This window comes from Streptomyces sp. NPDC005004, from assembly GCF_053600675.1.
In genome coordinates this window covers 1-23,452 of record NZ_JBSGAH010000034.1, presented here as the reverse complement: position 1 = coordinate 23,452, position 23,452 = coordinate 1, and the positions used below count along the sequence as shown (strand labels likewise).

The following is a 23,452-nucleotide window of genomic DNA, read 5'->3' as shown; positions in this document are numbered from 1 at the left end:
CGGGGGCTGGGCTGGTCCGGGGCTGGGGCTGATGGCTGGGGGCTGGCGTGGGTTCTGTGGGTTCTCTGCCGGATGAGGTCAACGGCGGTGTCAGGCAGAGGCGTTCGTTGCCCTGGGGGGATGCGGTTCTCTCCGCTGTCGCGGGGGTCGGGTGGGCGGTCGTGGGGATGGGTGGTACGGCCGCGCTCGGGCTGCATCTCGTCGGGGCGGATGCCCGGGGGTCGTTGGGGGCGCTTGCCGCGGCGGTCGTGGCGCTCGCGGTGGGGGGTTCCGTCTCCCCGTCCGTGGACGTTTCCGCCTTCGGGATGAAGGGAGCCGAGGCACATGTCGCCTTTCAGGCAACGCCGTTGGGGGTGAGTCTGGTCGGGGCGCTGGTGCTCGGGTGGTTCTTCCTGCGGTCCCTGCGGTTGGTGGGGAGTGCGGGCTCCGGGCGTGAACTGGTCTTGCGGGCGGCTGTGTTGGTGGGGCTCTTCGGTGCCGGGGTGCTGGGACTCTCGTGGGTGGGGCGGGGGGTTGTCACGCTGGATGGCGGTGCGGTGGGGCTGCGTCGCGTCTCGGGGGGCGGGGGGTGGCTCGGGGGGCTCGTGTCGGATCGGGTGGCGGATCTGGCGCACGCCGACCTGGCGATCCGGTTCGTGGTGGACGTCGTTCCTACGCTGTTCGGTGGGCTGGGGTGGTGTGCCGGTGTACTTGCCGTCGCGTTGCTCGCGTCCCGCCGCACTCCGCTGCCCGCGGGGTGGGACGTCGTGCGGGGAGTGGTGCGGCGGGTAGTACGGCCGGCGGTGTCGGCTGTCGTCACCGTGTTGCTGGTGGCGGTCGTGGCGGGCGTCGCGGCTGCCGGTTACGCGGCGGTCGGGGACGATCATCCGGGGCGGGTCGTGGGAGCGGCGCTGCTGGGGGCGCCCAACGGGGCCTGGGTCGCTGTGCCGTTGGGGTTGTTCGTGCCCTGGGACGGGCGGGCGAGCGGGGTCCTGCGGGGGGTGCTTCCGCATCCGGTCGACCAGTTTCTGACCGGCGCTTCCGGGCGGCCCGTCACCGTGGGGCGGCTGGCCGAGCTGGACGGGCGGGTGTGGTTGCTCTCCGTGGGGGCGGCGCTGTTGATGGTGGCGGCGGGGGTTCTCACGGCGGTGCGTACTCCTCCGGGAGGTTCGGGGCGCCTGGTCCTGTGGTGTGCGGTGCGGCTCGGGGTCGCTACGGGGGTGGCGTTGCCGTTGCTCGTCCGGCTCACCGGTACGTCTGTGGATGCGTCCGTCTCGGTGCTGGGGTTCGATGCCTTCGGCACGGGGGTGGAGTCGCATGGGCGGGTGGGTGTCGCGGTGTTGGCCGGGGTTTTGTGGGGGGCGGGGGCCGGGGCTTTGGGGGCGGCGTTGGTTGGGGGGCGTCGGGGGGTGGTGGCTAGTGCCGGGGGTGACGGGGGTGCCGGGGGTGCCGGGCCTGTGTGTGGGACGGCTCGGTACGGGGGGCGGGGTGCGGTGGGCGGGCCCTACTCGCCCAGTCCGCCCTATCGGGCGCCCAACCCTGATACGAATCCGTATCTCCGGTTGCCGGGGGCGCCGGCGGGGTCTGGTGGGGGTGACGACGTGTCCGGGGCGCCTACGGTTGCCAGCCCTACGCTTCCGCCTCCCCCTCCGCCTCCGCCTCGGCGTCGGCGTCGGTCCCCGGGGCCGTCCGATCAGGTTCCGCCGCCTCCACCGCCTCGGGAGCCGGGTGGCTGACGCGCCCTCGGTTCGGGTGGGGGCGGGGCCGCGGCGGGGGGTATCCGTCCTCGGTCCGGCGCCCTCCCCGCCGACACAGGCGCCCTGCGTTCTCGCCGGCCGCTGCGGGCGGACACCCCCCGCCACGTCCCCTCACCGCCGTACGCGGCCGCAGCGCCGTTTCGGGGAGGGGCTGGGGGGCGGCGCCCTGTCGCTGTGCCGGGTGCGAGGCGTGCGTGCTCGCTTCAGGAGCGGACCCCTCGCCTGCCCCCTCCGCCTCCGCCCTGCGCCGCCGCATCGCCGTTTCGGGGAGGGGCTGGGTGGGCGGCGCCCTGTCGCTGTGCCGGGTGCGAGGCGTGCGTGCTCGCTTCGCGGAGCGGACCCCTCGCCTGCCCCCTCCGCCTCCGCCCTGCGCCGCCGCAGCGCCGTTTCGGGGAGGGGCTGGGTGGGCGGCGCCCTGTCGGGGTGCCGGGTGCGGGGCGTGCGTGCTCGCTTCAGGAGCGGCCCCCTCGCCTGCCCCCTCCGCCTCCGCCCTGCGCCGCCGCAGCGCCGTTTCGGGGAGGGGCTGGGTGGGCGGCGTCCGTCGTTTCAGGAGGGGGTGGGTGAGCGGCGCCCGGTCGCGATCCCGCGTGCGGGTGCGGTTGCTCCGCCGGGGGCCAGGGGAATCCGTCGACGTCGTCTGTGGGTGCGTGGCGCGTCCACGGGCTCCTGGTCTTTCGTGCAGCATCCTGTGCCCGCCGTCCGGTGCCGGAGGTCGCCGCCTCCGCTTGGCCCTCGCGGAGCGACGCGGCGGGGGTCCGGGTGGTGGACCCGGAGGCGGGGGGCCACGGGTGCCGGATACGGTGGGGGGACCATGAGCGCTACGCAGAATGCCGCTTTGCAGGCTGTTGACGACCCGACTCTGCTGGTGAAGATATTCGGGAAGGACCGGCCCGGGATCACGGCCGGGCTGTTTGACACGTTGGCCGCGTTTCGGGTCGATGTGGTTGATATCGAGCAGGTTGTCACGCGGGGACGGCTGGTGCTGTGTGCGCTGGTGTCGGCGCCGCCGGTGGGGCTTGAGGGGGATCTGCGGGCCACCGTGCACAGCTGGGCCGAGTCGATGAAGATGCAGGCCGAGATCATCTCCGGGCATGGGGACAACCGGCCCCGGGGGGTCGGGCGGTCGCTGGTGACCGTGCTCGGGCATCCGTTGACCGCCGAGTCCACCGCCGCCATCGCCGCGCGGATAGCGCAGGCCGGGGGGAACATCGACCGGATTTTCCGGCTGGCCAAGTACCCCGTCACCGCTGTCGAGTTCGCCGTCTCCGGTGTGGAGACCGGGTCACTGCGGAGTGCGCTCGCCGCGAGTGCGGGGGCACTCGGTGTCGACATCGCCGTGGTGTCGGCGGGGCTGTATCGGCGGGCGCAGCGGCTCGTGGTGATGGATGTGGACTCCACGTTGATCCAGGACGAGGTCATCGAGCTCTTCGCGGCGCACGCGGGGTGCGAGGCCGAGGTGGCCGAGGTGACCGCCGCCGCGATGCGGGGGGAACTGGACTTCGAGCAGTCGCTGCACGCCCGGGTCGCGCTGCTGAAGGGGCTGGACGCCTCGGTCGTGGACAAGGTGCGGGATCAGGTGCGGCTCACCCCCGGGGCGCGGACCTTGATCCGCACGCTGAAGCGGCTCGGTTATCAGGTCGGCGTCGTCTCCGGCGGGTTCACCCAGGTCACCGATGATCTGAAGGAACGGCTCGGACTGGACTTCGCCCAGGCCAACACGCTGGAGATCGAGGACGGCAAGCTGACCGGGCGGGTCACCGGGGAGATCGTGGACCGTGCGGGCAAGGCGCGGCTGCTGCGCCGGTTCGCCGCCGAGGCGGGCGTGCCGCTGGCGCAGACCGTGGCCATCGGTGACGGCGCCAACGACCTCGACATGCTGAACGCCGCCGGGCTCGGCGTCGCCTTCAACGCCAAGCCCGTCGTCCGCGAGGCCGCGCACACCGCCGTGAACGTCCCCTTCCTCGACACCGTCCTCTACCTCCTCGGCATCACCCGTGAAGAGGTCGAGGCCGCCGAGACCCACGACGAGGACTAGCACCCAGAGCATGGGAAGGGGGCCTGCGCCGCTCGCGGCGCAGGCCCCCTTCCCGGTTCCTCGTCACTCCGACGGGGCCCAGTACTCGGTCAGCGTGGCCTTGCCCGGTTCCAGGTTCTTCCAGTCGCCGTCGTACGACAGCACCGCGAAGCCGGCGGCCGGGAAGCCGCGGCGGTTCATGCGCTCGCGGGCGTCGCCCTCCGAGGAGCCGGCCAGGAGGTCGGCGAGGTGGTGGATGCCGGGGTTGTGGCCGATGAGGATCAGCGTGCGCACGTCGTCCGGGGTCTCGTTCAGCACGGCGATCAGCTCGCCGGGCGAGGCGTTGTAGACCCGGTCCTCGTAGACCGTCCTCGGCCGGTGTGCCAGCTCGTGGACGGCGAGCTTCCACGTCTCGCGGGTCCGCACGGCGGTGGAGCAGACGGCCAGATCGAAGGCGAGGCCGGTGTCGGCCAGTCTGCTGCCCGCGACCGCGGCGTCCGTACGGCCCCGCTCGGCAAGCGGGCGCTCGTGGTCGGAAACCTCGGGCCAGTCGGCTTTCGCATGGCGGAAGAGGACGATCCTGCGGGGTTCAGCGACGCTCATGGCACCCAGCTTCGCACGAAAGATGCGCCCTGGCGCAGGGAGTTGACATGCGGATTCACCGTACGAGCGAAGGTCTCGCACACCGTGGTCTCACCGTACGAGGAGTGTGCGTATCCGTTCGACGAGATGGGCGATCACGGGTTCACCAGTGGCCGCGTGGGCGTCGGACGGGTTCAATATCAGCGCGAACAGAAGGGTGAAGGCCAGGACGGGCAGGGCCAGGGCCCACCAGGGCAGACGCGTGCCGTCGGCGCCCGTGGTCGCCGGGTGGGGCCGAGGGTGGGTGCGGACGGACATGCTCGCCTCCGTCGGTCTTCGCTGCGGGTGCCACGACCCCGCGTCGCGGCACACTTCGAAGGTACGGAAACACCGTCCGTGGGCCCATCGGGAAAGCCACCCACTTCACCCTGAGTCCTGTCCCCTAGGGGATGGGGGGTAGACCCCACCTCCGGGCGGGACTCAGGGCGAGGCGATCGTCGCGATGACGGCGATGATCACGAATACGGCGAGGAACGAGCCGAAGACGAGGAGCATCTTCTTCTGGCCGTTCTTCGGGTTCGGGTCGAGCACAGGCTGCATGGCGTCAGTCTCGCACCCTTCGTCCGGTACGGGTCCGGCGGGGGCGGCTCAGCGTGCCGCCTCGTCCTCCACGGTGCGGTCGCGGCCCGCGAGGACGCCGACGATCATCTGCGGCACCATGAGGCCCGCCATCAGGGCGAGCGGCACGCCCCACCCGCCGCTGCGCTGGTAGAGCACGCCGACCAGCAGCGGGCCCGGGATCGAGATCAGATAGCCGGTGCTCTGCGCGAACGCGGACAACTGGGCCACACCCGCACCGCTGCGCGCCCTCATGCCGACCATGGTCAGCGCGAGCGGGAACGCGCAGTTGGAGACGCCGAGCAGCAGGGCCCACGCCCAGGCGCCGGAGGCGGGCGCGAGGTAGAGACCGGCGTAGCCCGCGAGACCGCACGCGCCCAGGGTCAGCACGATGGGGCCCTGGTGGGGCAGCCGGGCGGCGACCCTCGGGATGACGAAGGCCAGGGGCACGCCCATCACCATGGTGACCGCGAGCAGGACGCCCGCCGTGCTCGCCGGTACGCCCGCGTCCCGGAAGATCTGCGGCATCCAGCCCATCGTGATGTACGCACCGGTCGCCTGCAGCCCGAAGAACACCGCGAGCGCCCAGGCGGTACGGCTGCGGGCGATCCGGAGGGGCGCGTGCTGCTGCGCTGCGGGGCTCGGCGCCTGCGGAGCAGCTCCCTCGCGGGCACCGGCGCGTGCGCCCTCCTCCCGCTTCCGGACCAGCGGCAGCCACGGCAGGATCGCCGCGCCCGCCAGTGCCGCCCAGATCGCCAGGCCCGGCTGCCAGCCGCCGAGCGCGTGGGCCAGCGGGACCGCGACCGCCGCAGCCACCGCCGTGCCCGCGGCGAGCGCCATGGAGTACAGGCCCGTCATGGAGCCCACCCGGTCCGGGAACCAGCGCTTGACGATGACCGGCATCAGGACGTTGCTCACGGCGATGCCCATGAGGGCCAGCGCGCTGGCGGCGAGGAAGCCGGGGGTGCTGCCGGCGAAGGGGCGTATCAGGAGTCCCGCGGTGATGGCGGTCATGCCCGCGCAGACCACGGCGCCCAGGCCGAAGCGGCGGGCCAGTCGGGGCGCGGTGGCGCCGAAGACCGCGAAGCACAGCGGGGGTACCGAGGTCAGCAGGCCCGCCACGCTGCCGCTCATGCCGAGCCCGTCGCGGACCTCCTCCAGGAGGGCGCCGAGGCTCGTGATGGCCGGGCGCAGGTTCAGCGCGGACAGCACGATGCCGACGACCAGCAGTCGCGTCACCCACGCGCGCGGGGACGACACGTTCTGTCCGGCCGTGTCGCGCGCGGCCACCGGCGTCTCCGTACGGGTGGTCACGGTCCCGGTTTCTTCACTCGCCATGAGACCCATCATAGAATCATGGGATGATTGGTTGTCCATCCCCGGAGCGGCCGCACCCCGGGTTCGCGTGCGAAGGTGTGCCATGCCCCTGACTCACCCCCGTCGTTCGGCGCTGTCCGAGCAGGTCATCGCCGAGCTGCGGAACCAGATCGCCTCCGGCGAGTGGCCGGTCGGCTCGCGCATCCCGACCGAGCCCGAGTTGGTCGAGCAGCTCGGTGTCGCCCGCAACACCGTCCGCGAGGCGGTCCGCGCGCTCGCGCACAACGGTCTGCTGGACATCCGCCAGGGTTCCGGGACGTACGTCGTGGCGACCAGCGAGCTGGCCGGGGTGATGCACCGCAGGTTCGCGGACGCCGATCCCCGGCACATCGCGGAGCTGCGGTCCACGCTGGAGTCGGCGGCGGCGCGGCTGGCGGCCGGGCGGCGCACCGAGAAGGACCTCAAGCAGCTCGACGCGCTCCTGGGCAAGCGCGAGGAGGCGTGGGAGGCAGGGGAGGCGGAGGCGTTCGTGGCGGCCGACGCGACCTTCCATCTGGCCGTGGTGGCGGCCTCGCACAACGACGTGATGACGGCGATGTACGCCGACCTCGGCGAGGTGCTGCGCGACTGGCTGCGCGCGGACGTGAGCGACGGACTGAACCCCGAGACGCACATGGACCACGCCCGCCTGGTGGACGCGATCCGCCTGGGCGACGCGGAACTGGCGGCGGTGGAGGCAGCCAGCTATCCGTTCCTGTGCCGCGCGGGCCGGTTCAGCGCACCTTCTGGTGGCTGATCCACACCGAGCGGATCTCCTTCCAGCAGCGTCCTGTCAGCTTGACCGTCATGGCCGCGTCGGTGTCCACGGGCGCGCTGTCGGTGTCGATGTCCCACCAGCGCGCGCACTCGATGTGCAGGCGTACCCGGTCGGTGTCCACATAGGGGTTGTGGCAGTAGGCGACCACGTGCGAGCCCTCGACGGAGGTGCGGCAGGCGGCGCCGAAGAGGGTGGGGGCGGGCGCGGAGTCGTCCGCGCGCGCGGGCGCGAGCTCGGCGGACGGCAGGGACAGGACGAGGGCCAGGGCCGCGGTCACCGGGGCCAGACTGCGGGACAGGCGCACAAAAGAACCTCCTCGGCCGGGCTGCGGAGGGGCGGGCGGGACAACGCCTGCTTCGAGCGTGCGGCGCGGGGGCCGGTACCGCCCGGCAGGTGAGCCGGACGAGTGACGCGGCTCGGGCGGGCGGACGTCCCTCTCGCGGGTGACGACCCCCACGCCGCCCCGGCCGCTCCCCTACGGCACGCAAGCCGCAGCCCCTACGGGACGAGGCCCGCACCCCTTCCGGGACGCGGGCCTCGCGGCACGGCTACGGCACGACGGCTACCGCACGGCCACGGCTCAGGCGCCGATCGCGTGCAGACCGCCGTCGACGTGGATGATCTCGCCGGTGGTCTTCGGGAACCAGTCGCTCAGCAGGGCGACGACACCCTTGCCGGCCGGCTCCGGGTCCTTGAGGTCCCACTCCAGCGGGGAGCGGGTGTCCCACACGGCGGCGAGGTCGGAGAAGCCCGGGATGGACTTGGCGGCCATGGAGCCGATCGGGCCCGCGGAGATGAGGTTGCAGCGGATGTTCTGCTTGCCCAGGTCGCGCGCCATGTAGCGGCTGGTGGCCTCCAGGGCGGCCTTGGCCGGGCCCATCCAGTCGTACTGCGGCCAGGCGTACTGCGCGTCGAAGGTGAGGCCGACGACCGAGCCGCCGTTCTGCATCAGCGGCAGGCACGCCATGGTCAGCGCCTTCAGGGAGAAGGCGGAGACGTGCATGGCGGTGGCGACCGACTCGAACGGCGTGTTCAGGAAGTTGCCGCCGAGCGCGTCCTGCGGGGCGAAGCCGATGGAGTGGACGATGCCGTCCAGGCCGCCCAGCTCCTCGCCGACCACGTCGGCCAGGCGCGCGAGGTGCTCCTCGTTGGTGACGTCCAGCTCGATGACCTTGGCGGGCTTCGGCAGCTTCTTGGCGATGCGCTCGGTCAGCGTGGGCCGCGGGAAGGCGGTCAGGATGATCTCGGCGCCCTGCTCCTGCGCGAGCTTGGCGACGTGGAAGGCGATGGAGGACTCCATCAGCACACCCGTGACCAGGATGCGCTTGCCCTCGAGAATTCCGCTCATGGTGATCAGTGACCCATTCCCAGTCCGCCGTCAACGGGGATGACGGCTCCAGTGATGTACGAGGCGTCGTCCGAGGCGAGGAAGCGCACGGCGGCGGCGACCTCCTCGGGCTGCGCGTAGCGGCCGAGCGGCACCTGCGACACGATGCCCTTGCGCTGCTCGTCGGTGAGCGCCTTGGTCATGTCGGTGTCGACGAAGCCGGGGGCGACGACGTTGAAGGTGATGTTGCGCGAGCCCAGCTCACGGGCGAGGGAGCGCGCGAAGCCGACCATGGCGGCCTTGGAGGCGGCGTAGTTCGCCTGCCCGGCCGAGCCCAGCAGACCGACCACCGAGGAGATCAGGACGACGCGGCCCTTCTTGGCGCGCAGCATCCCGCGGTTGGCGCGCTTCACCACACGGAAGGTGCCGGTGAGGTTCGTGTCGACGACCGAGGTGAAGTCCTCCTCGGACATGCGCATCAGGAGCTGGTCCTTGGTCACGCCCGCGTTGGCGACGAGCACCTCGACCGGGCCGTGCTGCTCCTCGATCTCCTTGTACGCCTGCTCGACCTGCTCGGCGTCGGTGATGTCGCACTTGACGGCGAGGAAGCCCGCCGGGGGCTCGCCCGAGCGGTACGTGATCGCGACCTTGTCGCCGGCGTCGGCGAAAGCGCGGGCGATGGCGAGGCCGATGCCCCGGTTGCCTCCGGTGACGAGAACCGAGCGGCTCAACGGATCACCCTTTCGATTAGCGGTCTGCAGCGTTCCGACAATCCGCCCGGACGAATCGACGTCCGTCGGACAGGCGGCTTCACCGAAAACCTATCGGTCGCGCCGCGTCGGAGGGCAAGCGGGCACCGACAGTGGCACACGGCGAGGGCTGTCGGGTTCCTACAGCAGAGCGCTCCGCTGATCCGCCGGAGATCAACGGTCGTCGGCCTCACGCTCGGCGAGCAGCACCTCCAGGGGGTCCGGGGCGCCGTCGGGAAGCTCGTACGTCGGCATCTGGTCGCGGTCGGCCGCGGTCGCCGTCTTGAGCAGGATCTGCCCCCGGGCCACAAGGTGGGCGTAGCGGGCGGCCGGCGGGGCGGGCCCGTCCTCCTCGCGCGTCACCGCTCACCCCCGCAGGCCGCCGCCGCGTCCCGCAGGGCCGTCGCCGCGTCCCCGACGATCGGGGTGCCGTGGCCGAAGAGAGCCGTGCGGGGTTCCAGGGCGGCCAGGCGGTGGAGGGAGGCGATCGCCCGGGGGCGATCGGTGTTGAAGACGCCGAGTGTCGTGCGGCCTACGTTCGCCACCGCGTCGCCGGTGAAGAGGACTCCCGCGTCCGGCAGATGGAGCGCGATCGACCCGTCCGTGTGACCGGGGACCGCGACCACCACCGCGCCGCCGCCGAACTCCAGCACGTCCCCGTCCTCCACCCGCCGGTCCACCCGGCACGGCGGAGCGGGCGGCAGCGGCGGAATCGCCGTCCGGATCGGCACCTCGAACTCCTCCAGCACGGGTGGCGCCCCCACCGTCTCCCCCTGGATCACCGGCGCCTCCAGCCGGTGCGCGACCACTTCGGCGCCGTGCCGGGCGGCCAGTTCGGCGGCCGAGCCCGTGTGGTCCTCGTGCCAGTGCGTCAGCACGATCCGCCGCAGCGGGCCGTCCAGCGCCGCCTCGATCCGCTCGGCGCGGTCCGCCGTCCCGGCGTCGATCAGCGTCAGCTCGTCGCCGTCCCGCCACACGTAGGCCGCCCCCACCGGGAAGCGGAGCATCCGCAGGTTCGGCAGCACCTCGATCACGTCCATACCTCCAGCCTGCGCGGCCTCCCGCCGGGCCGGGCGGGCGTTCGCCCACGGCTCATCGTGGGTGGCAGGCTGGCGGGAGGAGTGAAGGAGCTGAGGCGATGACGGCGACCTCTCACGCGTCCGGTGCCGGGCGGCCGGTCGTGTATCTGCTGGTCGGGCTGACCGGCTCCGGGAAGACGACGTACGCGCGGCGGAAGCGGGCGCCTCACCGGACTCGTCGCCGCCGGGAAGGACGTCGTCCTGGATCACGGGCTCTGGCTGCGCCCGGCGCGCGAGGAGTGGAGGAGGCTGGTCGAGGACGCGGGCGGGCGGTGGCGGCTGCTGCACTTCCCCGTCGAGCGGACAGAGCTGCCCCGTCGCCTCGCGGAGCGGAACCGTCGCGAGGACGCGAACGCCTTGCTCGTCACCGACTCCGTGCTGGACGACTTCTCCGCCCGGTTCGACGTTCCCTCCGGGGAGGGTGAGTTGATCATCCAACCTGGGTGGCCGCCCTCGGCGTGAGGGGCTCACCTTCGACCGTCGGCCTCGTACGGGTCACCGCGCACTCCGCCCACACCGTCTTGCCCGGGCCCTTCCGCGCGTGGACGCCCCAGCGGGTGGAGAGGGCGGCGACGAGGAGGAGGCCGCGACCGCCGTCCGTGTGCGCGGGGCTCAGCATCGGGTGAGCCGGGTGAGTGTCGGACACCTCTACGCGGACGGTGCCGGCGGGGTCGTAGCGGAGGCAGAGTTCGAAGTCCCGTCCGGGTACGCGGCCGTGGAGTACGGCGTTGGCGGCGAGTTCCGCGACGACTAGGGCGACGGCTTCCGAACTCTCGCTGTCGTACGGCACGTTCCACTCGTCGAGCTGGAGTACGGCCAGTCTCCGCGCGACGCGCGCGCCGCGCCTGGTCGCGGAGAGCCGCTGTACGAACACACTTACGGTGACGGCCTCTTGGGCCTGTGGTACGGACATGGTCCCAGGGTTCTGATTCCGCCCGACCGCCGACAGGGACGAAACCCATACAGAGCCGGTTGTACCAGTGCACACTCTGGACTGGGTGGGTCACTCGTCGTGACGATGGGGGATTGGGCCGGTTGGGCAACACGCGGGAGGCGGCGGCGATGGCGACGGACCAGGGCGGAAGCAGCACCAACAGCGAACCTGAATCCTCCGCCAGCCTCAAGACCTTCGGCGCTGTACTGAAGTCGCTGCGGGAACTCGCCGGCCTGACACAGGAAGAGTTCGCGAAACGCGTGGGCTACTCAGCCGCGTACATCGCCAAGATCGAGCAGGGAAAACGGTTCCCGCCCACAGAACTACCGGGGCGCGCGGAGGAGTCTCTGGGTCCGCTCGCACCCAAGGTGCTTACCGCTGCGGCGAAGAGTCTGACCCGGCGGACGGGGCTGGCGTCCTGGTTCCAGCAGTGGGCGGGGATCGAGGCGGAAGCGATCTCCTTGTACGCCTACGAATGCCGGGCCGTACCTGGACTGTTGCAGCCAGAGGCGTACATGCGAACGGTGTTCAACGGACAGTTGCCACCCCTGGATGAAGACCAGGTCGAGCACTTTGCGACAGCTCGACTGGATCGGCAACGGATCTTCTCCACCCGGCCGAACGTCACGTTCAGCTTCGTCGTCGAGCAGTGCGTCCTTGAACGGCGCCTCGGTGGCAACGAGGTGACGAAGCAGGTCATCGACCGCTTCCTTGAGGTGGGCGTCCAGCGCAACGTCACGATCCAGATCATGCCGACGATTCAGGAGGACCACGCCGGTGTCGATGGGCTGATGTACCTGGCCGAGACCCCTACTCTCCAGTGGCTCGGTTACACGGAGGGGCAGCGGTCGAACAACCTGATCTCCGCGCCAAAAGACGTAAGCATCATGCTTCAGCGCTATGGCAAGCTGCGTTCCCAGGCCTTGGACTGGCGGGCTACGGTGAAGCTGCTGGAACACATGCGAGGAGCGCTATGAGCACCACTGATGAGTCCGCCTGGTTCAAGAGCAGCTATAGCGGCAGCGAAGGCGGCAACTGCGTCGAGGTCTCCGTGCGCACCGAGGCCGTCCACATACGCGATTCCAAGGACAAGCGCATCCAGCCCCTCACCGTCACTCCCTCCGCCTGGGCCGCCTTCACTACGCGCGCGGCGCTGTCGACGGATGACTGAGTCGGCGCCGCACTCATACTCGTGGGCGGGTACAGGAGTTGGTCCTGTGCCCGCCCCTTGCGTGGCCAACTGCTGAAGGGAACCCCCGTGCCCCAAGACATCGACCCCTCCTTCCTCGCCCTACCACTCCGCGCCCTCGCCGACGCAGCCCTGGCCCGTGCCCGCGCCCTCGGTGCCGAGCACGCCGACTTCCGGTTGGAGAAGGTGCGTAGCGCGTCGTGGCGGTTGCGGGACGCCAAGCCGGCCGGGTCGTCCGACACCACCGACCTCGGGTACGCCGTCCGGGTCGTGCACGGCGGGAGTTGGGGGTTCGCCTCCGGGGTGGACCTGACCATGGACGGCGCGGCCAAGGTCGCCTCGCAGGCCGTCGCCATGGCCAAACTGTCCGCTCAGGTCATCAAGGCGGCGGGGTCGGACGAGCGGGTCGAGCTGGCGGACGAGCCCGTGCACGCCGACAAGACCTGGGTGTCCTCGTACGAGATCGACCCCTTCTCCGTGCCGGACGAGGAGAAGGCCGCGTTGCTCGCGGAGTGGAGCAACCGGCTGCTGGCCGGGCAGGGCGTGAGCCATGTGGACGCCTCGCTGCTCACCGTGCACGAGAACAAGTTCTACGCCGACACCGCCGGGACCGTGACGACGCAGCAACGCGTGCGGCTGCACCCGGAGCTGACCGCCGTGTCCGTGGACGACTCCAGCGGCGAGTTCGACTCGATGCGCACCCTCGCTCCGCCGGCAGGACGCGGCTGGGAGTACCTGAAGGGCACCGGCTGGGACTGGGACACCGAGCTGGAGCAGATCCCGGAACTGCTCGCGGAGAAGATGCGCGCGCCGAGCGTGGACCCGGGGCTGTACGACCTGGTCGTGGACCCGTCCAACCTGTGGCTCACCATCCACGAATCCATCGGACACGCCACGGAGTTGGACCGCGCCCTCGGCTACGAGGCCGCGTACGCCGGTACCTCGTTCGCCACCTTCGACCAGCTCGGCAAGCTGAAGTACGGCTCCGACCTGATGAACGTCACCGGTGACCGCACGGCCGAGCACGGTCTCGCGACCGTCGGGTACGACGACGAGGGTGTGGCCGCGCAGTCCTGGGACCTGGTGAAGGACGGCACGCTGGTCGGGTACCAACTGGACCGTCGTATCGCCAGGTTGACCGGGTTCGACCGGTCCAACGGATGCGCCTTCGCGGACTCCCCGGCGCATGTGCCGGTGCAGCGCATGGCCAACGTGTCGCTCCGGCCGGACCCCGCCGGGCTGTCCACCGAGGATCTGATCGGCGGCGTCGACCGGGGGATCTACGTCGTCGGTGACCGGTCGTGGTCCATCGACATGCAGCGGTACAACTTCCAGTTCACCGGGCAGCGGTTCTTCCGGATCGAGAACGGGCGGATCACCGGCCAGCTCCGGGACGTCGCCTACCAGGCCACCACCACCGACTTCTGGGGTTCGATGGCCGCCGTGGGCGGTCCGCAGACCTATGTGCTCGGCGGTGCCTTCAACTGCGGCAAGGCCCAGCCGGGCCAGGTCGCCGCCGTCTCGCACGGCTGCCCATCCGCCCTGTTCAAGGGCGTCAACATCCTCAACACAACGCAGGAGGCCGGTCGATGAGCCCGCGCACCAGCAAGCCGTACGAGGTCGTCGAGCGGGCCCTCGCGCTGTCCCGGGCCGACGGCTGCGTCGTCATCGCGGACGAGTACTCCACCGCCAACCTCCGCTGGGCGGGCAACGCGCTCACCACCAACGGCGTGACCCGGGGCCGTACCCTCACGGTGATCGCGACCGTGAACGGGCAGCAGGGCACCGCCGCCGGGGTCGTCTCCCGGTCCGCCGTCACGGACGAGGATGTGGAGCCGTTGGTGCGGGCCGCCGAGTCCGCCGCCCGCGCCGCCGGTCCCGCCGAGGACGCGCAGCCGCTGGTCGAGGGGGTTCCGCACTCCCCCGACTTCACCGACGCGCCCGTGGAGACGTCCTCCGCCGTCTTCGCGGACTTCGCGCCCGCGCTCGGCGAGTCCTTCGCCCGTGCCCGCGCGGGCGGCCGTGAGCTGTACGGCTTCGCCAACCACGAGATGGTCTCGACCTACCTCGGCACCTCCACCGGACTGCGCCTGCGGCACGACCAGCCGACCGGCACCCTGGAGCTGAACGCCAAGTCGCCCGACCGCACCCGCTCGGCGTGGGCCGGCCGCTCCACGCGGGACTTCAAGGACGTCGACCCGGCCGCGCTCGACGCCGAACTGGCCGTACGCCTCGGCTGGGCCGAGCGTCGCGTGGAGCTGCCCGCCGGACGCTACGAGACGCTGCTGCCGCCGTCCGCGGTGGCCGACCTGCTGATCTACCAGCTCTGGTCGTCCTCGGGCCGGGACGCGGCCGAGGGGCGCACCGTGTTCTCGAAGCCGGGCGGCGGCACCCGCGTGGGCGACCGGCTCAGCGAGCTGCCGCTCACCCTGCGCAGCGACCCGAACGAGCCGGGTCTGGAGTGCGCGCCGTTCGTGGTGGCGCACTCCTCCGGCGGCGACCAGTCCGTCTTCGACAACGGGCTGCCCGTCCACCGCACCGACTGGATCGGGGAGGGTGTCCTGCGCAACCTCACCACCACCCGGCACGGCGCGGACCTGACCGGGCTGCCCGTCGCCCCCGCCCTCGGGAACCTCGTCCTGGACGGCGGCGAGGACCGCTCCCTGGACGAGATGGTCGCGAACACCGAGCGCGGGCTGCTGCTGACCTGCCTGTGGTACATCCGCGAGGTGGACCCGGCGACCCTGCTGCTCACCGGTCTGACCCGGGACGGCGTGTACCTCGTGGAGAACGGCGAGGTCACCGGTCAGGTGAACAACTTCCGGTTCAACGAGTCGCCGGTCGGGCTGCTCGGGCGGGCTTCCGAGGCGGGGCGCACCGAGCGCACGCTGCCCCGCGAGTGGAGCGACTGGTTCACCCGGGCCGCGATGCCCGGCTTGCGCATCCCGGATTTCAATATGAGCTCTGTCAGCCAGGGCGTATAACCTCGTAGTCGGCTGTCACCCGACTGCCGACTGATCTTCAAGGAGACACGAGAACCGTGACGGACATCGTCGACGAACTGAAGTGGCGCGGGCTGATCGCCCTCTCCACCGACGAAGACGCGCTGCGCAAGGCGTTCGCGGACGGTCCCGTCACGTTCTATTGCGGCTTCGACCCGACCGCGCCCAGCCTGCACCTCGGCAACCTGGTGCAGATCCTGACCATGCGCCGCATCCAGGACGCCGGTCACCGCCCGCTGGGTCTGGTCGGGGGCGCCACCGGTCTGATCGGTGACCCGAAGCCCACCGCCGAGCGCACGCTGAACGCGCCGGAGATCGTCGCTCAGTGGGTGGAGCGGCTGCGCGGCCAGATCCAGCCGCTGCTGAACTTCGAGGGCCCGAACGCGGCCGTCATGGTCAACAACCTGGACTGGACCCAGGGCATGTCGGCCATCGAGTTCCTGCGCGACATCGGCAAGCACTTCCGGGTGAACAAGATGATCGCCAAGGAGGCCGTCTCCCGCCGTCTGAACTCGGACGCGGGCATCAGCTACACCGAGTTCAGCTACCAGATCCTCCAGGGCATGGACTTCCTGGAGCTGTACCGGCGCTACGGCTGCACGCTCCAGACCGGCGGCAGCGACCAGTGGGGCAACCTCACCTCGGGCACCGACCTGATCCACCGCGTCGAGCCGGACGCCGTGGTGCACGCGCTCGGCACCCCGCTGATCACCAAGGCGGACGGCACCAAGTTCGGCAAGACCGAGTCGGGCACGGTGTGGCTCGACGCGGAGATGACCACGCCGTACGCCTTCTACCAGTTCTGGCTGAACGCGGACGACCGTGACGTCTCCAAGTTCCTGCGCATCTTCAGCTTCAGGTCCCGCGAGGAGATCGAGGAGCTGGAGCGGCAGACCGAGGAGCGTCCGCAGGCCCGTGCCGCCCAGCGCGCGCTGGCCGAGGAGCTGACGACGCTGGTGCACGGCGCCGGGCAGACGGCCGCCGTGGTCGCCGCGTCCAGGGCGCTGTTCGGCCAGGGCGAGCTGGCGGAGCTGGACGAGCGCACCCTCGCGGCCGCGCTCTCCGAGGTGCCGCACGTCCAGGTCGCCGAGCTGGGCCTGGTGACCGATCTGTTCGCCGAGGTCGGTCTCGTGGCGAGCAAGTCGGCCGCGCGCCGCACGGTGAAGGAGGGCGGTGCCTACGTGAACAACGTCAAGGTCGCCGCCGAGGACGCCGTACCGGCCGCCGAGGACCTGCTGCACGGCCGCTGGCTGGTGCTGCGCCGGGGCAAGAAGAACCTGGCCGCCGTCGAGGTCACCGGCGCCTGAGCACGGTCCGAGGGGGTGGCTTCCCCTGGGGAAGTCACCCCCTCGGCATGTCCGCAGGGTCTCGGATGTGGCGTTCTCAGACCTCGCGCTGCTTTCTCTTGCCGAGCGTCTCCACGTAGAGCCGGTCGACGATGAACACGATGATGATCGCGGCGACGAGCTGGAAGAGATGCCGGGTCCAGTCGATGCCCCGGGTCTCCCCGACCCCTACCGCGCGGGCGACCGCGTTGCCGACCAGGCCGCCGATGGTGCCGCAGATGACGGTCAGCCACAGCGGGCTGTGCTGCTTGCCGGGGATGATCGCCTTGGCGATGACGCCCAGCACGAATCCCACGATGATCGCCCACAGCCAGCCCATGGCCGCCTCCTCGTCACGGTCCGACACGGTCCGGCCGGGCCCTCTCCCGTGTCCTGTCCCGTGTCCTCGCCTCAGTCTGTGCGCGGAGCGCGGGGCGCGCACACCGGGTGCGCCGTATGCGCCGGGGCGTCCCCCCGGGTCGCGGCAGGCAGCGGGCGCCCCGGTATCGAGCCGGAGGCCCAGGCGGCGTACCGTGGGGGGTGTCCCGGGCCGGTTCCCCGACGGGCCGGGCGCTCGTACGGGACGGGGACGAGTCCCTTGCGGTCGGATGGTGGACTGAGATGCTCAAGCAGCGCGGCGACGCACAGGTGTTCCGGATCACCGGCGCCCGGACCGGACTCGCCGAGGACGTGCGGGGCCGGCAGCGGCGGTACGTCATCTCCATGTCGATCCGGACCGTCTCGGTGATCCTCGCGGCCTCCCTGTGGAACGTGGAACGGTACGTCGCCATCGTGGCGCTGGTGCTCGGCGCCCTGCTGCCGTACATCGCCGTGGTGATCGCGAACGCGGGCCGGGAGCGGCCGCCGTCGCTGCCCTCGACGTTTGTCGTGACGCCGTCCAAGCCGATGATCGCCCCGGCCGCGGGCGCGCAGGAGGCACGGTCGGAATCCGGCCCCGCGGGGCCCTCGGCGGGTCCTGCGGCGGAGGCGAACGGCGAACGGCCGGACCGATTCTGAGCTGGGCAGACGCCCGGAAAGCGGAAGACGACTTCCCGCCAAGCTCAGGAAAAGCTCAGTTCAATCGCGCTGTTCCGGTGCCGGGTCGCGGGGGACCCGTGACATACTTCGTACGCGCTCCGCATCCCCCGTCGGAGCGACGGACCGACGCCGGGCAGCTCCCCCCGTGGCTGCTCGGCGTCGCCATGTTCGCGGCATTGTCGCCGCCCTTCCGCAGCCGTTCTTGTGAGACGAAACCGTGAGTGACACACCGATCTGCTCCGCCAAGGGCTGCCGCGTCGACGCCGTCTGGGTGCTGGCGTGGAACAACCCGAAGATCCACACGCCGGAGCGGCGGAAGACCTGGCTCGCCTGCGAGGAACACCGCGAGCATCTGTCGCAGTTCCTCGGCGTGCGGGGTTTCCTGAAGGACGTCGTGCCGCTGACGGAGTGGGAGGAGCGGGGCCCGGCCTAAGGCCGGGCCTCCGAAGGCCGAGCCTCAGCCGCCGATCGCCGACATGGGGCGGTCCGGCTGCACGAACGACGGGTCGTCCAGGCCCGCGCCCGCCTTCTTGCCCCACATCGCGGTGCGCCAGATGTCCGCGATCTCCTTGTCCTCGGCGTCCGAGCGCAGGGCCGCGCGCAGGTCGGTCTCCTCGGTGGCGAACAGACAGGTGCGTATCTGTCCGTCGGCCGTGAGCCGGGTGCGGTCGCAGGCCGCGCAGAACGGGCGGGTGACCGAGGCGATGACGCCGACCCGCTGCGGACCGCCGTCCACGAGCCAGCGCTCGGCCGGGGCCGAGCCGCGCTCGCCCGCGTTCTCGGCGGTGAGGTCGAAGCGGGTGCGCAGGGAGGCGAGGATGTCGGCCGCGGTGACCATGCCCTCGCGCTTCCAGCCGTGCTGGGCGTCGAGCGGCATCTGCTCGATGAAGCGCAGCTCGTACTCGTGCTCCAGGGCCCAGGCCAGGAGGTCGGGGGCCTCGTCCGCGTTGAGGCCCGGCATCAGGACCGAGTTGACCTTGACCGGGGTGAGTCCGGCGTCGCTCGCGGCCTTGAGACCGTCCAGCACGTCGTGGTGGCGGTCGCGCCGGGTCAGGGTCTTGAAGACCTCCGGGCGCAGGGTGTCCAGGGAGACGTTGACCCGGTCGAGGCCGGCCTGCTTGAGGGCGGCGGCGGTGCGCTTGAGGCCGATGCCGTTGGTGGTGATCGACATCTGGGGGCGCGGCTCCAGGGCCGCGACGCGCTCGACGATGCCGACCAGGCCGGGGCGCAGCAGCGGCTCGCCGCCGGTGAAGCGGACCTCCTCGATGCCGAGCAGGCGCACCGCGATGTCGATCAGGCGGACGATCTCGTCGTCCGTGAGCAGGTCGGGCTTGGCCAGCCACTGCAGGCCCTCTTCGGGCATACAGTACGTGCAGCGCAGATTGCACCGGTCGGTCAGCGAGACCCGCAGGTCGGTGGCCACTCGGCCGTAGGTGTCGATGAGCACGTGGGCCCCCTCCCTCGCTTCCCGGTCTGGACCGATCGCTTTCCGGACCGCTCGTTCTCCGTCACCTGCGAGCCTACGCGAGAGTGCCGACAACGACAGCCGCGAACGGGCGGGGCTGTGGAGAAACGGTCCGGCCGCGCCGTACGGGCGAGGTGCCCGCGCGGCGCGGCCGTGATGTCGTGCGCGGCTCAGTGCGCCCCGGTGCCGGTCAGGGACCGTACCTCCAGCTCGGCGTACTTGCCCGCGTCCGGGACCTCCTTGGACAGCAGGGTGCCGACCACGCCCAGCAGGAAGCCGACCGGGATCGAGATGATGCCGGGGTTCTCCAGCGGGAACCAGTGGAAGTCCGCGTCGGGGAACATCGAGGTGGGCTTGCCGGAGACGACCGGCGAGAACAGCACCAGGCCGACGGCGGTGACCAGTCCCCCGTAGATCGACCACAGGGCGCCGGTGGTGGTGAACCGCTTCCAGAACAGGCTGTAGAGGAGCGTCGGCAGGTTCGCCGAGGCGGCGACGGCGAAGGCGAGCGCGACCAGTCCGGCCACGTTCAGGTCGCGGGAGAGCGCCCCGAGCACGATGGAGACGGCGCCGATGCCGACGGTGGCCCAGCGGGCGGCGCCGACCTCCTGCTTCTCGGTGGCCTGGCCCTTCTTGATGACGTTGGCGTAGATGTCGTGCGCGAAGGACGACGACGAGGCCAGCGTCAGGCCCGCGACCACCGCGAGGATGGTGGCGAAGGCGACCGCGGAGATGGTCGCGAGGAGGACGGCGCCCCAGTTGGAGTCGACCCCGCCGAGATGCAGGGCGAGCAGGGGCGCGGCCGTGTTGCCCGCCTTGTTGGAGCCGATGATCTCGTCGGGCTTGATGAGGGCAGCGGCGCCGAAGCCGAGGGCGAGGGTCATCAGATAGAAGGCGCCGATCAGGCCGATGGCCCAGATCACGGACTTGCGGGCGGCCTTGGCGGTGGGAACCGTGTAGAAGCGGATCAGGATGTGGGGCAGTCCCGCGGTGCCCAGGACCAGGGCGATGCCGAGCGAGATGAAGTCCAGCTTGGTGGTGCCGGTGGCGCCGTACTTCAGCCCGGGCTCCAGGAAGGCGGAGCCCTTTCCGCTGGTGTCGGCGGCCTTGCCGAGCAGGTCGGAGATGTTGAAGTGGAACTTCAGCAGTACCAGGAAGGTCAGCAGCAGGGCGCCGACGATCAGCAGGACCGCCTTGACCATCTGGACCCAGGTGGTGCCCTTCATGCCGCCGATGGTGACGTACACGATCATCAGGACGCCGACCAGGGCGACGATGCCGATCTTGCCGCCGTCGCTGGTGATGCCGAGCAGCAGCGAGACGAGGACGCCCGCGCCGGCCATCTGTGCGAGCAGGTAGAAGATCGAGACGACGATGGTGGAGACGCCCGCCGCCGTGCGGACCGGGCGCTGGCGCATCCGGTAGGCGAGCACGTCGCCCATCGTGTAGCGGCCGGAGTTGCGCAGCGGTTCGGCGACCAGGAGCAGCGCGACCAGCCAGGCGACCAGGAAGCCGACGGAGTAGAGGAAGCCGTCGTAGCCGAAGAGGGCGATGGCGCCCGCGATGCCGAGGAAGGAAGCGGCGGACATGTAGTCGCCGGAGACGGCGAGGCCGTTCTGGAAGCCGGTGAACTGGCGGCCGCCCGCGTAGAAGTCGGCGGCGCTCTTGGTCTGGCGGCCCGCCCAGACGGTGATGACGAGGGTCGCGAGGACGAACACCGCGAACAGGCTGATGATCAGCGGCCGGTGCTCGCTCGCCTCTCCGGCCGCGAGCAGGGTGTGCCGGGCCGCGATCGTGTGCTGTGCGGGGCTCATGCGCCGCCCTCCATCCGGGACTTGATGGCCTCGGCCCTGGGGTCGAGCTTGGCGGCGGCGTGGCGCGCGTACCACCAGGCGATGAGGAACGTGGTCAGGAACTGGGCGAGCCCCAGGATCAGCGCCATGTTGACGTTGCCCACGACCTTGGTGCCCATGAAGTCCTCCGCGTAGCAGGAGAGCAGCACGTAGAGCAGGTACCAGGCGACGAAGGCGATCGTCAGGGGGAACGCGAACGAGCGGTGTGCGCGGCGCAGTTCACCGAACTCCGCGCTCTGCTGTGCCTCGGTGAACTCCTCGCTGGAGGGAAGCTGTGGTTGGGGTTTCGCGGGGGGCGGTGTCTCGGTGGCCACTCAAGTCTCCTCGCGTCCGGGCGTGCGCTTGCCGACCTCATGGGACGTGATCACGTTACCCGGAGTCAATGCCCCGCTCCGTACCGTGATCCCGTCGGGGGAGCGTGATCCGCACGCGCCCCTGTCAGGGGCCACGGCGCCCCGGCCGGGGTGGTTCAACTCCCTTTCGCCCTTTCGGACATCGCGTCGACAGGGATAGTTTCGCTCTGCCCACCCGTCATGTACCTGCCCGGTGGTCCCATGCGTCACCGGGCGGTCTGTCATCCGGATGATGTGGAGTTTCCATGGCTCATCTGCGCTCCCGGCGCCGTTTCGCGCCGGCCGTGCCGCTCGTGCTGTCCCTGACCGCCTCGCTCGGCTTCCTGCCGACGACGGCCTCGGCTGCCGCGCCCGCGGCCCCGGCGTCGGACGCCTCCGCCCGCGCGTACGACGGCCCCGAGCTGTCGTACGTCGTCAACACCTCGGCGGACCGCCGCACGATCGAGTCGGTGCGGCGCGCGATAGGACGCAACGGCGGCACGGTCGTCACGAGTTACGACCGGATAGGCGTGATCGTCGTCCACTCCGCGAACCCGGACTTCGCCAAGGCCATCCGCCGGGTGCACGGCGTCGACTCCGCCGGTGCCACCCGCAACGCCCCGCTGCCCGCCCAGTCGACCACCGACCTCGGCAGCCCGAAGCCGCTCAGCGCGGCGCAGCTGGCCGACGCGAAGAAGTCCGCCGCGCAGGGCGAGGACCCGCTCGAGCCGCTCCAGTGGGACCTGCCCGCCATCAAGGCCGACAAGGCGCACGAGAAGACCCTCGGCAGCCGCAAGGTCACCGTCGCCGTCATCGACACCGGCGTGGACGACACCCACCCGGACATCGCTCCCAACTTCGACCGCTCGGCCTCCGTCAACTGCGTCTCCGGCAAGCCGGACACCGCGGACGGCGCCTGGCGTCCCAACGCCGGGGAGAGCCCGCACGGCACGCATGTCGCCGGTGAGATCGCGGGCGCCAAGAACGGCGTCGGCATCACGGGCGTGGCCCCGGGCGTGAAGGTCGCGGGCATCAAGGTCGCCAACCCGGACGGCTACTTCTACACCGAGTCCGTGGTCTGCGGCTTCGTGTGGGCGGCCGAGCACCACGTGGACGTGACCAACAACAGCTATTACACCGACCCCTGGTACTTCAACTGCGCCGACGACCCCGACCAGAAGGCCCTGGTCACCGCCGTCGAGCGGGCCTCGCGGTACGCCGAGCGCAAGGGCACGGTCAACGTGGCGGCGGCGGGCAACGAGAGCTACGACCTCGCGGCCGACTCGATCACCGACCCGGTCTCCCCGAACGACGGCACCGCCTCGGACCGGACGATCGACCCGCGCAAGTGCTTCGACATCCCGACCCAGCTCCCGGGCGTGGTCACCGTCGCCTCGACCGGCGCCAAGGGCCTGAAGTCGTCCTTCTCCAACTACGGTCTCGGCGTCATCGACATCGCCGGGCCCGGCGGCGACTCGACCGCCTACCAGACCCCCGCTCCCCCGGCCACCAGCGGACTCATCCTCGGCCCGCTGCCCGGCGGCACCTGGGGCTACATGGCCGGTACCTCGATGGCGACCCCGCACGTCGTGGGCGTGGCCGCGCTGATCAAGTCGACCCACCCGCACGCCACCGCCGCCCAGGTCAAGGCCCTGCTCTACGCCGAGGCCACACCCACCGCCTGCACCGACCCGTACGACATCAACGGCGACGGCAAGGTGGACGCGGTCTGCCAGGGCACGAAGAACCGGAACGGGTTCTACGGGCGGGGCATCGCGGACGCGCTGAAGGCCGTGACCCGCTAGGTCGTGTCCGCACAGTGGGGTCGCTGCCCGCAGGGCAGGGCTCGCGGCCTCTGGTGCGTGCGATCGCGAGGCGGAGGGTCGCCCGCGCACCGGGTGTACGCGGGTGAGCCCGACGACGCGGCGAGCGTGCGTGCCGGACGCCGCGAGCCGGGCGGGATTTCGCGGACACGGCCCAGGGGTACGGCAGCCAGCGGCCGCTGTCGATCCACATCGCGCTGGTGATGAGCACCCGTGCGGGGTTCTGGGACAGCTCGTGGATGTTGGTGGAGC

The 23,452-nt window shown here is 71.2% G+C and carries 26 protein-coding genes and 1 pseudogene; 12 read left to right on the top strand and 15 right to left on the bottom strand.

Annotated elements, in window-relative coordinates; translation table 11 throughout:
- Nucleotides 1-47 precede the first annotated feature (47 nt).
- Nucleotides 48-1,715, top strand: a complete 1,668-nt coding sequence (locus tag ACWEEU_RS29610; RefSeq protein WP_451736562.1) for a streptophobe family protein — start codon at nt 48-50, stop codon at nt 1,713-1,715.
- An 832-nt stretch (nt 1,716-2,547) separates the two neighbouring features.
- Nucleotides 2,548-3,771 carry a phosphoserine phosphatase SerB gene (gene serB, locus ACWEEU_RS29605; protein WP_385751568.1) on the top strand — a complete coding sequence of 408 codons (1,224 nt, stop codon included), beginning with the start codon at nt 2,548-2,550 and terminating at the stop codon, nt 3,769-3,771.
- A 63-nt stretch (nt 3,772-3,834) separates the two neighbouring features.
- On the opposite strand, the gene ACWEEU_RS29600 is transcribed toward serB, so the two are convergent.
- From ACWEEU_RS29600 to ACWEEU_RS29585, 4 genes are all read right to left on the bottom strand, one after another.
- Complete coding sequence (locus ACWEEU_RS29600; protein ID WP_385745636.1) at nt 3,835-4,353, bottom strand: SixA phosphatase family protein; 519 nt, start codon at nt 4,351-4,353, stop codon at nt 3,835-3,837.
- 90 nt (nt 4,354-4,443) lie between these two features.
- Nucleotides 4,444-4,650, bottom strand: coding sequence for a hypothetical protein (locus ACWEEU_RS29595; RefSeq protein WP_385745638.1), 207 nt, complete (start codon nt 4,648-4,650; stop codon nt 4,444-4,446).
- A 162-nt stretch (nt 4,651-4,812) separates the two neighbouring features.
- On the bottom strand, nt 4,813-4,932 hold the full coding sequence (locus ACWEEU_RS29590; RefSeq protein WP_366804064.1) for an SGM_5486 family transporter-associated protein: 120 nt from the start codon (nt 4,930-4,932) through the stop codon (nt 4,813-4,815).
- 48 nt (nt 4,933-4,980) lie between these two features.
- Nucleotides 4,981-6,288: a CynX/NimT family MFS transporter gene (locus ACWEEU_RS29585; protein WP_385745640.1), complete on the bottom strand. Its 1,308-nt coding sequence runs from the start codon at nt 6,286-6,288 to the stop codon at nt 4,981-4,983.
- Nucleotides 6,289-6,370: 82 nt separating this feature from the next.
- On the opposite strand from ACWEEU_RS29585, the gene ACWEEU_RS29580 reads away from it, so the two are divergent.
- Nucleotides 6,371-7,063, top strand: coding sequence for a FadR/GntR family transcriptional regulator (locus ACWEEU_RS29580; protein WP_451736557.1), 693 nt, complete (start codon nt 6,371-6,373; stop codon nt 7,061-7,063).
- Here the strand turns inward: ACWEEU_RS29580 and ACWEEU_RS29575 are convergent.
- The 5 genes from ACWEEU_RS29575 to ACWEEU_RS29555 form a co-directional block, all read right to left on the bottom strand.
- Nucleotides 7,041-7,388, bottom strand: a complete 348-nt coding sequence (locus ACWEEU_RS29575) for a hypothetical protein (RefSeq protein WP_385745644.1) — start codon at nt 7,386-7,388, stop codon at nt 7,041-7,043. The two genes, ACWEEU_RS29580 and ACWEEU_RS29575, sit on opposite strands and share 23 nt — an antisense overlap.
- 276 nt (nt 7,389-7,664) lie before the next feature.
- Nucleotides 7,665-8,432 (bottom strand): enoyl-ACP reductase FabI, encoded by a 768-nt coding sequence (fabI, locus tag ACWEEU_RS29570; protein WP_161182884.1) that lies wholly within the window; start codon nt 8,430-8,432, stop codon nt 7,665-7,667.
- A 5-nt stretch (nt 8,433-8,437) separates the two neighbouring features.
- The gene (gene fabG / locus ACWEEU_RS29565) at nt 8,438-9,142 is read right to left on the bottom strand and encodes a 3-oxoacyl-[acyl-carrier-protein] reductase (protein WP_161182883.1); all 705 of its coding nucleotides are present in this window, start codon (nt 9,140-9,142) and stop codon (nt 8,438-8,440) included.
- 192 nt (nt 9,143-9,334) lie between these two features.
- On the bottom strand, nt 9,335-9,523 hold the full coding sequence (locus ACWEEU_RS29560; protein WP_385745648.1) for a hypothetical protein: 189 nt from the start codon (nt 9,521-9,523) through the stop codon (nt 9,335-9,337).
- Complete coding sequence (locus ACWEEU_RS29555; RefSeq protein WP_385745650.1) at nt 9,520-10,200, bottom strand: MBL fold metallo-hydrolase; 681 nt, start codon at nt 10,198-10,200, stop codon at nt 9,520-9,522. The genes ACWEEU_RS29560 and ACWEEU_RS29555 overlap by 4 nt, the downstream gene beginning before the upstream one ends.
- 240 nt (nt 10,201-10,440) lie before the next feature.
- Between ACWEEU_RS29555 and ACWEEU_RS29550 the strand changes: the two genes are divergently transcribed.
- Nucleotides 10,441-10,701 carry an AAA family ATPase gene (locus ACWEEU_RS29550; RefSeq protein ID WP_451736592.1) on the top strand — a complete coding sequence of 87 codons (261 nt, stop codon included), beginning with the start codon at nt 10,441-10,443 and terminating at the stop codon, nt 10,699-10,701.
- Here the strand turns inward: ACWEEU_RS29550 and ACWEEU_RS29545 are convergent.
- Entirely contained in the window at nt 10,670-11,152 is a 483-nt protein-coding gene (locus tag ACWEEU_RS29545) for an ATP-binding protein (RefSeq protein WP_451736553.1), read from the bottom strand. The two genes, ACWEEU_RS29550 and ACWEEU_RS29545, sit on opposite strands and share 32 nt — an antisense overlap.
- Nucleotides 11,153-11,301: 149 nt before the next feature.
- Between ACWEEU_RS29545 and ACWEEU_RS29540 the strand changes: the two genes are divergently transcribed.
- From ACWEEU_RS29540 to tyrS, 5 genes are all read left to right on the top strand, one after another.
- Nucleotides 11,302-12,150, top strand: a complete 849-nt coding sequence (locus ACWEEU_RS29540; protein WP_451736550.1) for a helix-turn-helix domain-containing protein — start codon at nt 11,302-11,304, stop codon at nt 12,148-12,150.
- Nucleotides 12,147-12,344 (top strand): DUF397 domain-containing protein, encoded by a 198-nt coding sequence (locus ACWEEU_RS29535; protein WP_385745658.1) that lies wholly within the window; start codon nt 12,147-12,149, stop codon nt 12,342-12,344. The genes ACWEEU_RS29540 and ACWEEU_RS29535 overlap by 4 nt, the downstream gene beginning before the upstream one ends.
- An 87-nt stretch (nt 12,345-12,431) precedes the next feature.
- Entirely contained in the window at nt 12,432-13,955 is a 1,524-nt protein-coding gene (locus ACWEEU_RS29530; RefSeq protein ID WP_385745660.1) for a TldD/PmbA family protein, read from the top strand.
- Complete coding sequence (locus ACWEEU_RS29525; RefSeq protein WP_385745662.1) at nt 13,952-15,346, top strand: metallopeptidase TldD-related protein; 1,395 nt, start codon at nt 13,952-13,954, stop codon at nt 15,344-15,346. The genes ACWEEU_RS29530 and ACWEEU_RS29525 overlap by 4 nt, the downstream gene beginning before the upstream one ends.
- A gap of 56 nt (nt 15,347-15,402) precedes the next feature.
- Nucleotides 15,403-16,671: a tyrosine--tRNA ligase gene (gene tyrS / locus ACWEEU_RS29520; RefSeq protein WP_385745664.1), complete on the top strand. Its 1,269-nt coding sequence runs from the start codon at nt 15,403-15,405 to the stop codon at nt 16,669-16,671.
- A 76-nt stretch (nt 16,672-16,747) separates the two neighbouring features.
- Here the strand turns inward: tyrS and ACWEEU_RS29515 are convergent, their stop codons facing one another.
- Nucleotides 16,748-17,029, bottom strand: a complete 282-nt coding sequence (locus ACWEEU_RS29515) for a GlsB/YeaQ/YmgE family stress response membrane protein (RefSeq protein ID WP_451736589.1) — start codon at nt 17,027-17,029, stop codon at nt 16,748-16,750.
- A 281-nt stretch (nt 17,030-17,310) separates the two neighbouring features.
- Between ACWEEU_RS29515 and ACWEEU_RS29510 the strand changes: the two genes are divergently transcribed.
- Both ACWEEU_RS29510 and ACWEEU_RS29505 read left to right on the top strand, forming a co-directional pair.
- Nucleotides 17,311-17,706 (top strand): DUF3099 domain-containing protein, encoded by a 396-nt coding sequence (locus ACWEEU_RS29510; RefSeq protein WP_385745666.1) that lies wholly within the window; start codon nt 17,311-17,313, stop codon nt 17,704-17,706.
- A gap of 238 nt (nt 17,707-17,944) precedes the next feature.
- The gene (locus tag ACWEEU_RS29505) at nt 17,945-18,160 is read left to right on the top strand and encodes a hypothetical protein (RefSeq protein ID WP_451736545.1); all 216 of its coding nucleotides are present in this window, start codon (nt 17,945-17,947) and stop codon (nt 18,158-18,160) included.
- A 24-nt stretch (nt 18,161-18,184) separates the two neighbouring features.
- Here ACWEEU_RS29505 and moaA read toward each other — a convergent pair whose 3' ends face one another.
- From moaA to ACWEEU_RS29490, 3 genes are all read right to left on the bottom strand, one after another.
- Nucleotides 18,185-19,174, bottom strand: a complete 990-nt coding sequence (moaA, locus tag ACWEEU_RS29500) for a GTP 3',8-cyclase MoaA (protein WP_385745668.1) — start codon at nt 19,172-19,174, stop codon at nt 18,185-18,187.
- 188 nt (nt 19,175-19,362) lie between these two features.
- On the bottom strand, nt 19,363-21,006 hold the full coding sequence (locus tag ACWEEU_RS29495) for a solute symporter family protein (RefSeq protein ID WP_385745670.1): 1,644 nt from the start codon (nt 21,004-21,006) through the stop codon (nt 19,363-19,365).
- Nucleotides 21,003-21,359 (bottom strand): DUF485 domain-containing protein, encoded by a 357-nt coding sequence (locus tag ACWEEU_RS29490; protein ID WP_385745672.1) that lies wholly within the window; start codon nt 21,357-21,359, stop codon nt 21,003-21,005. Before ACWEEU_RS29490 ends, ACWEEU_RS29495 begins: the two co-directional genes overlap by 4 nt.
- Before the next feature lie 284 nt (nt 21,360-21,643).
- Between ACWEEU_RS29490 and ACWEEU_RS29485 the strand changes: the two genes are divergently transcribed.
- Nucleotides 21,644-23,182, top strand: coding sequence for a S8 family peptidase (locus tag ACWEEU_RS29485; protein ID WP_451736541.1), 1,539 nt, complete (start codon nt 21,644-21,646; stop codon nt 23,180-23,182).
- A gap of 178 nt (nt 23,183-23,360) precedes the next feature.
- On the opposite strand, the pseudogene ACWEEU_RS29480 reads toward ACWEEU_RS29485, so the two are convergent.
- A pseudogene (locus tag ACWEEU_RS29480) lies at nt 23,361-23,452 on the bottom strand (rhomboid-like protein); the annotation flags it as partial.

Coding starts and splice junctions, on each gene's coding strand:
- ACWEEU_RS29535 (WP_385745658.1), top strand. CDS start 12,147: ATGAGCACCACTGATGAGTCCGCCTGGTTCAAGAGCAGCTATAGCGGC.
- ACWEEU_RS29545 (WP_451736553.1), bottom strand. CDS start 11,152: ATGTCCGTACCACAGGCCCAAGAGGCCGTCACCGTAAGTGTGTTCGTA.
- ACWEEU_RS29525 (WP_385745662.1), top strand. CDS start 13,952: ATGAGCCCGCGCACCAGCAAGCCGTACGAGGTCGTCGAGCGGGCCCTC.
- ACWEEU_RS29580 (WP_451736557.1), top strand. CDS start 6,371: ATGCCCCTGACTCACCCCCGTCGTTCGGCGCTGTCCGAGCAGGTCATC.
- ACWEEU_RS29595 (WP_385745638.1), bottom strand. CDS start 4,650: ATGTCCGTCCGCACCCACCCTCGGCCCCACCCGGCGACCACGGGCGCC.
- ACWEEU_RS29585 (WP_385745640.1), bottom strand. CDS start 6,288: ATGGCGAGTGAAGAAACCGGGACCGTGACCACCCGTACGGAGACGCCG.
- ACWEEU_RS29600 (WP_385745636.1), bottom strand. CDS start 4,353: ATGAGCGTCGCTGAACCCCGCAGGATCGTCCTCTTCCGCCATGCGAAA.
- ACWEEU_RS29510 (WP_385745666.1), top strand. CDS start 17,311: ATGCTCAAGCAGCGCGGCGACGCACAGGTGTTCCGGATCACCGGCGCC.
- ACWEEU_RS29495 (WP_385745670.1), bottom strand. CDS start 21,006: ATGAGCCCCGCACAGCACACGATCGCGGCCCGGCACACCCTGCTCGCG.
- fabI (WP_161182884.1), bottom strand. CDS start 8,432: ATGAGCGGAATTCTCGAGGGCAAGCGCATCCTGGTCACGGGTGTGCTG.
- ACWEEU_RS29540 (WP_451736550.1), top strand. CDS start 11,302: ATGGCGACGGACCAGGGCGGAAGCAGCACCAACAGCGAACCTGAATCC.
- ACWEEU_RS29590 (WP_366804064.1), bottom strand. CDS start 4,932: ATGCAGCCTGTGCTCGACCCGAACCCGAAGAACGGCCAGAAGAAGATG.
- ACWEEU_RS29555 (WP_385745650.1), bottom strand. CDS start 10,200: ATGGACGTGATCGAGGTGCTGCCGAACCTGCGGATGCTCCGCTTCCCG.
- ACWEEU_RS29485 (WP_451736541.1), top strand. CDS start 21,644: ATGGCTCATCTGCGCTCCCGGCGCCGTTTCGCGCCGGCCGTGCCGCTC.
- serB (WP_385751568.1), top strand. CDS start 2,548: ATGAGCGCTACGCAGAATGCCGCTTTGCAGGCTGTTGACGACCCGACT.
- ACWEEU_RS29515 (WP_451736589.1), bottom strand. CDS start 17,029: ATGGGCTGGCTGTGGGCGATCATCGTGGGATTCGTGCTGGGCGTCATC.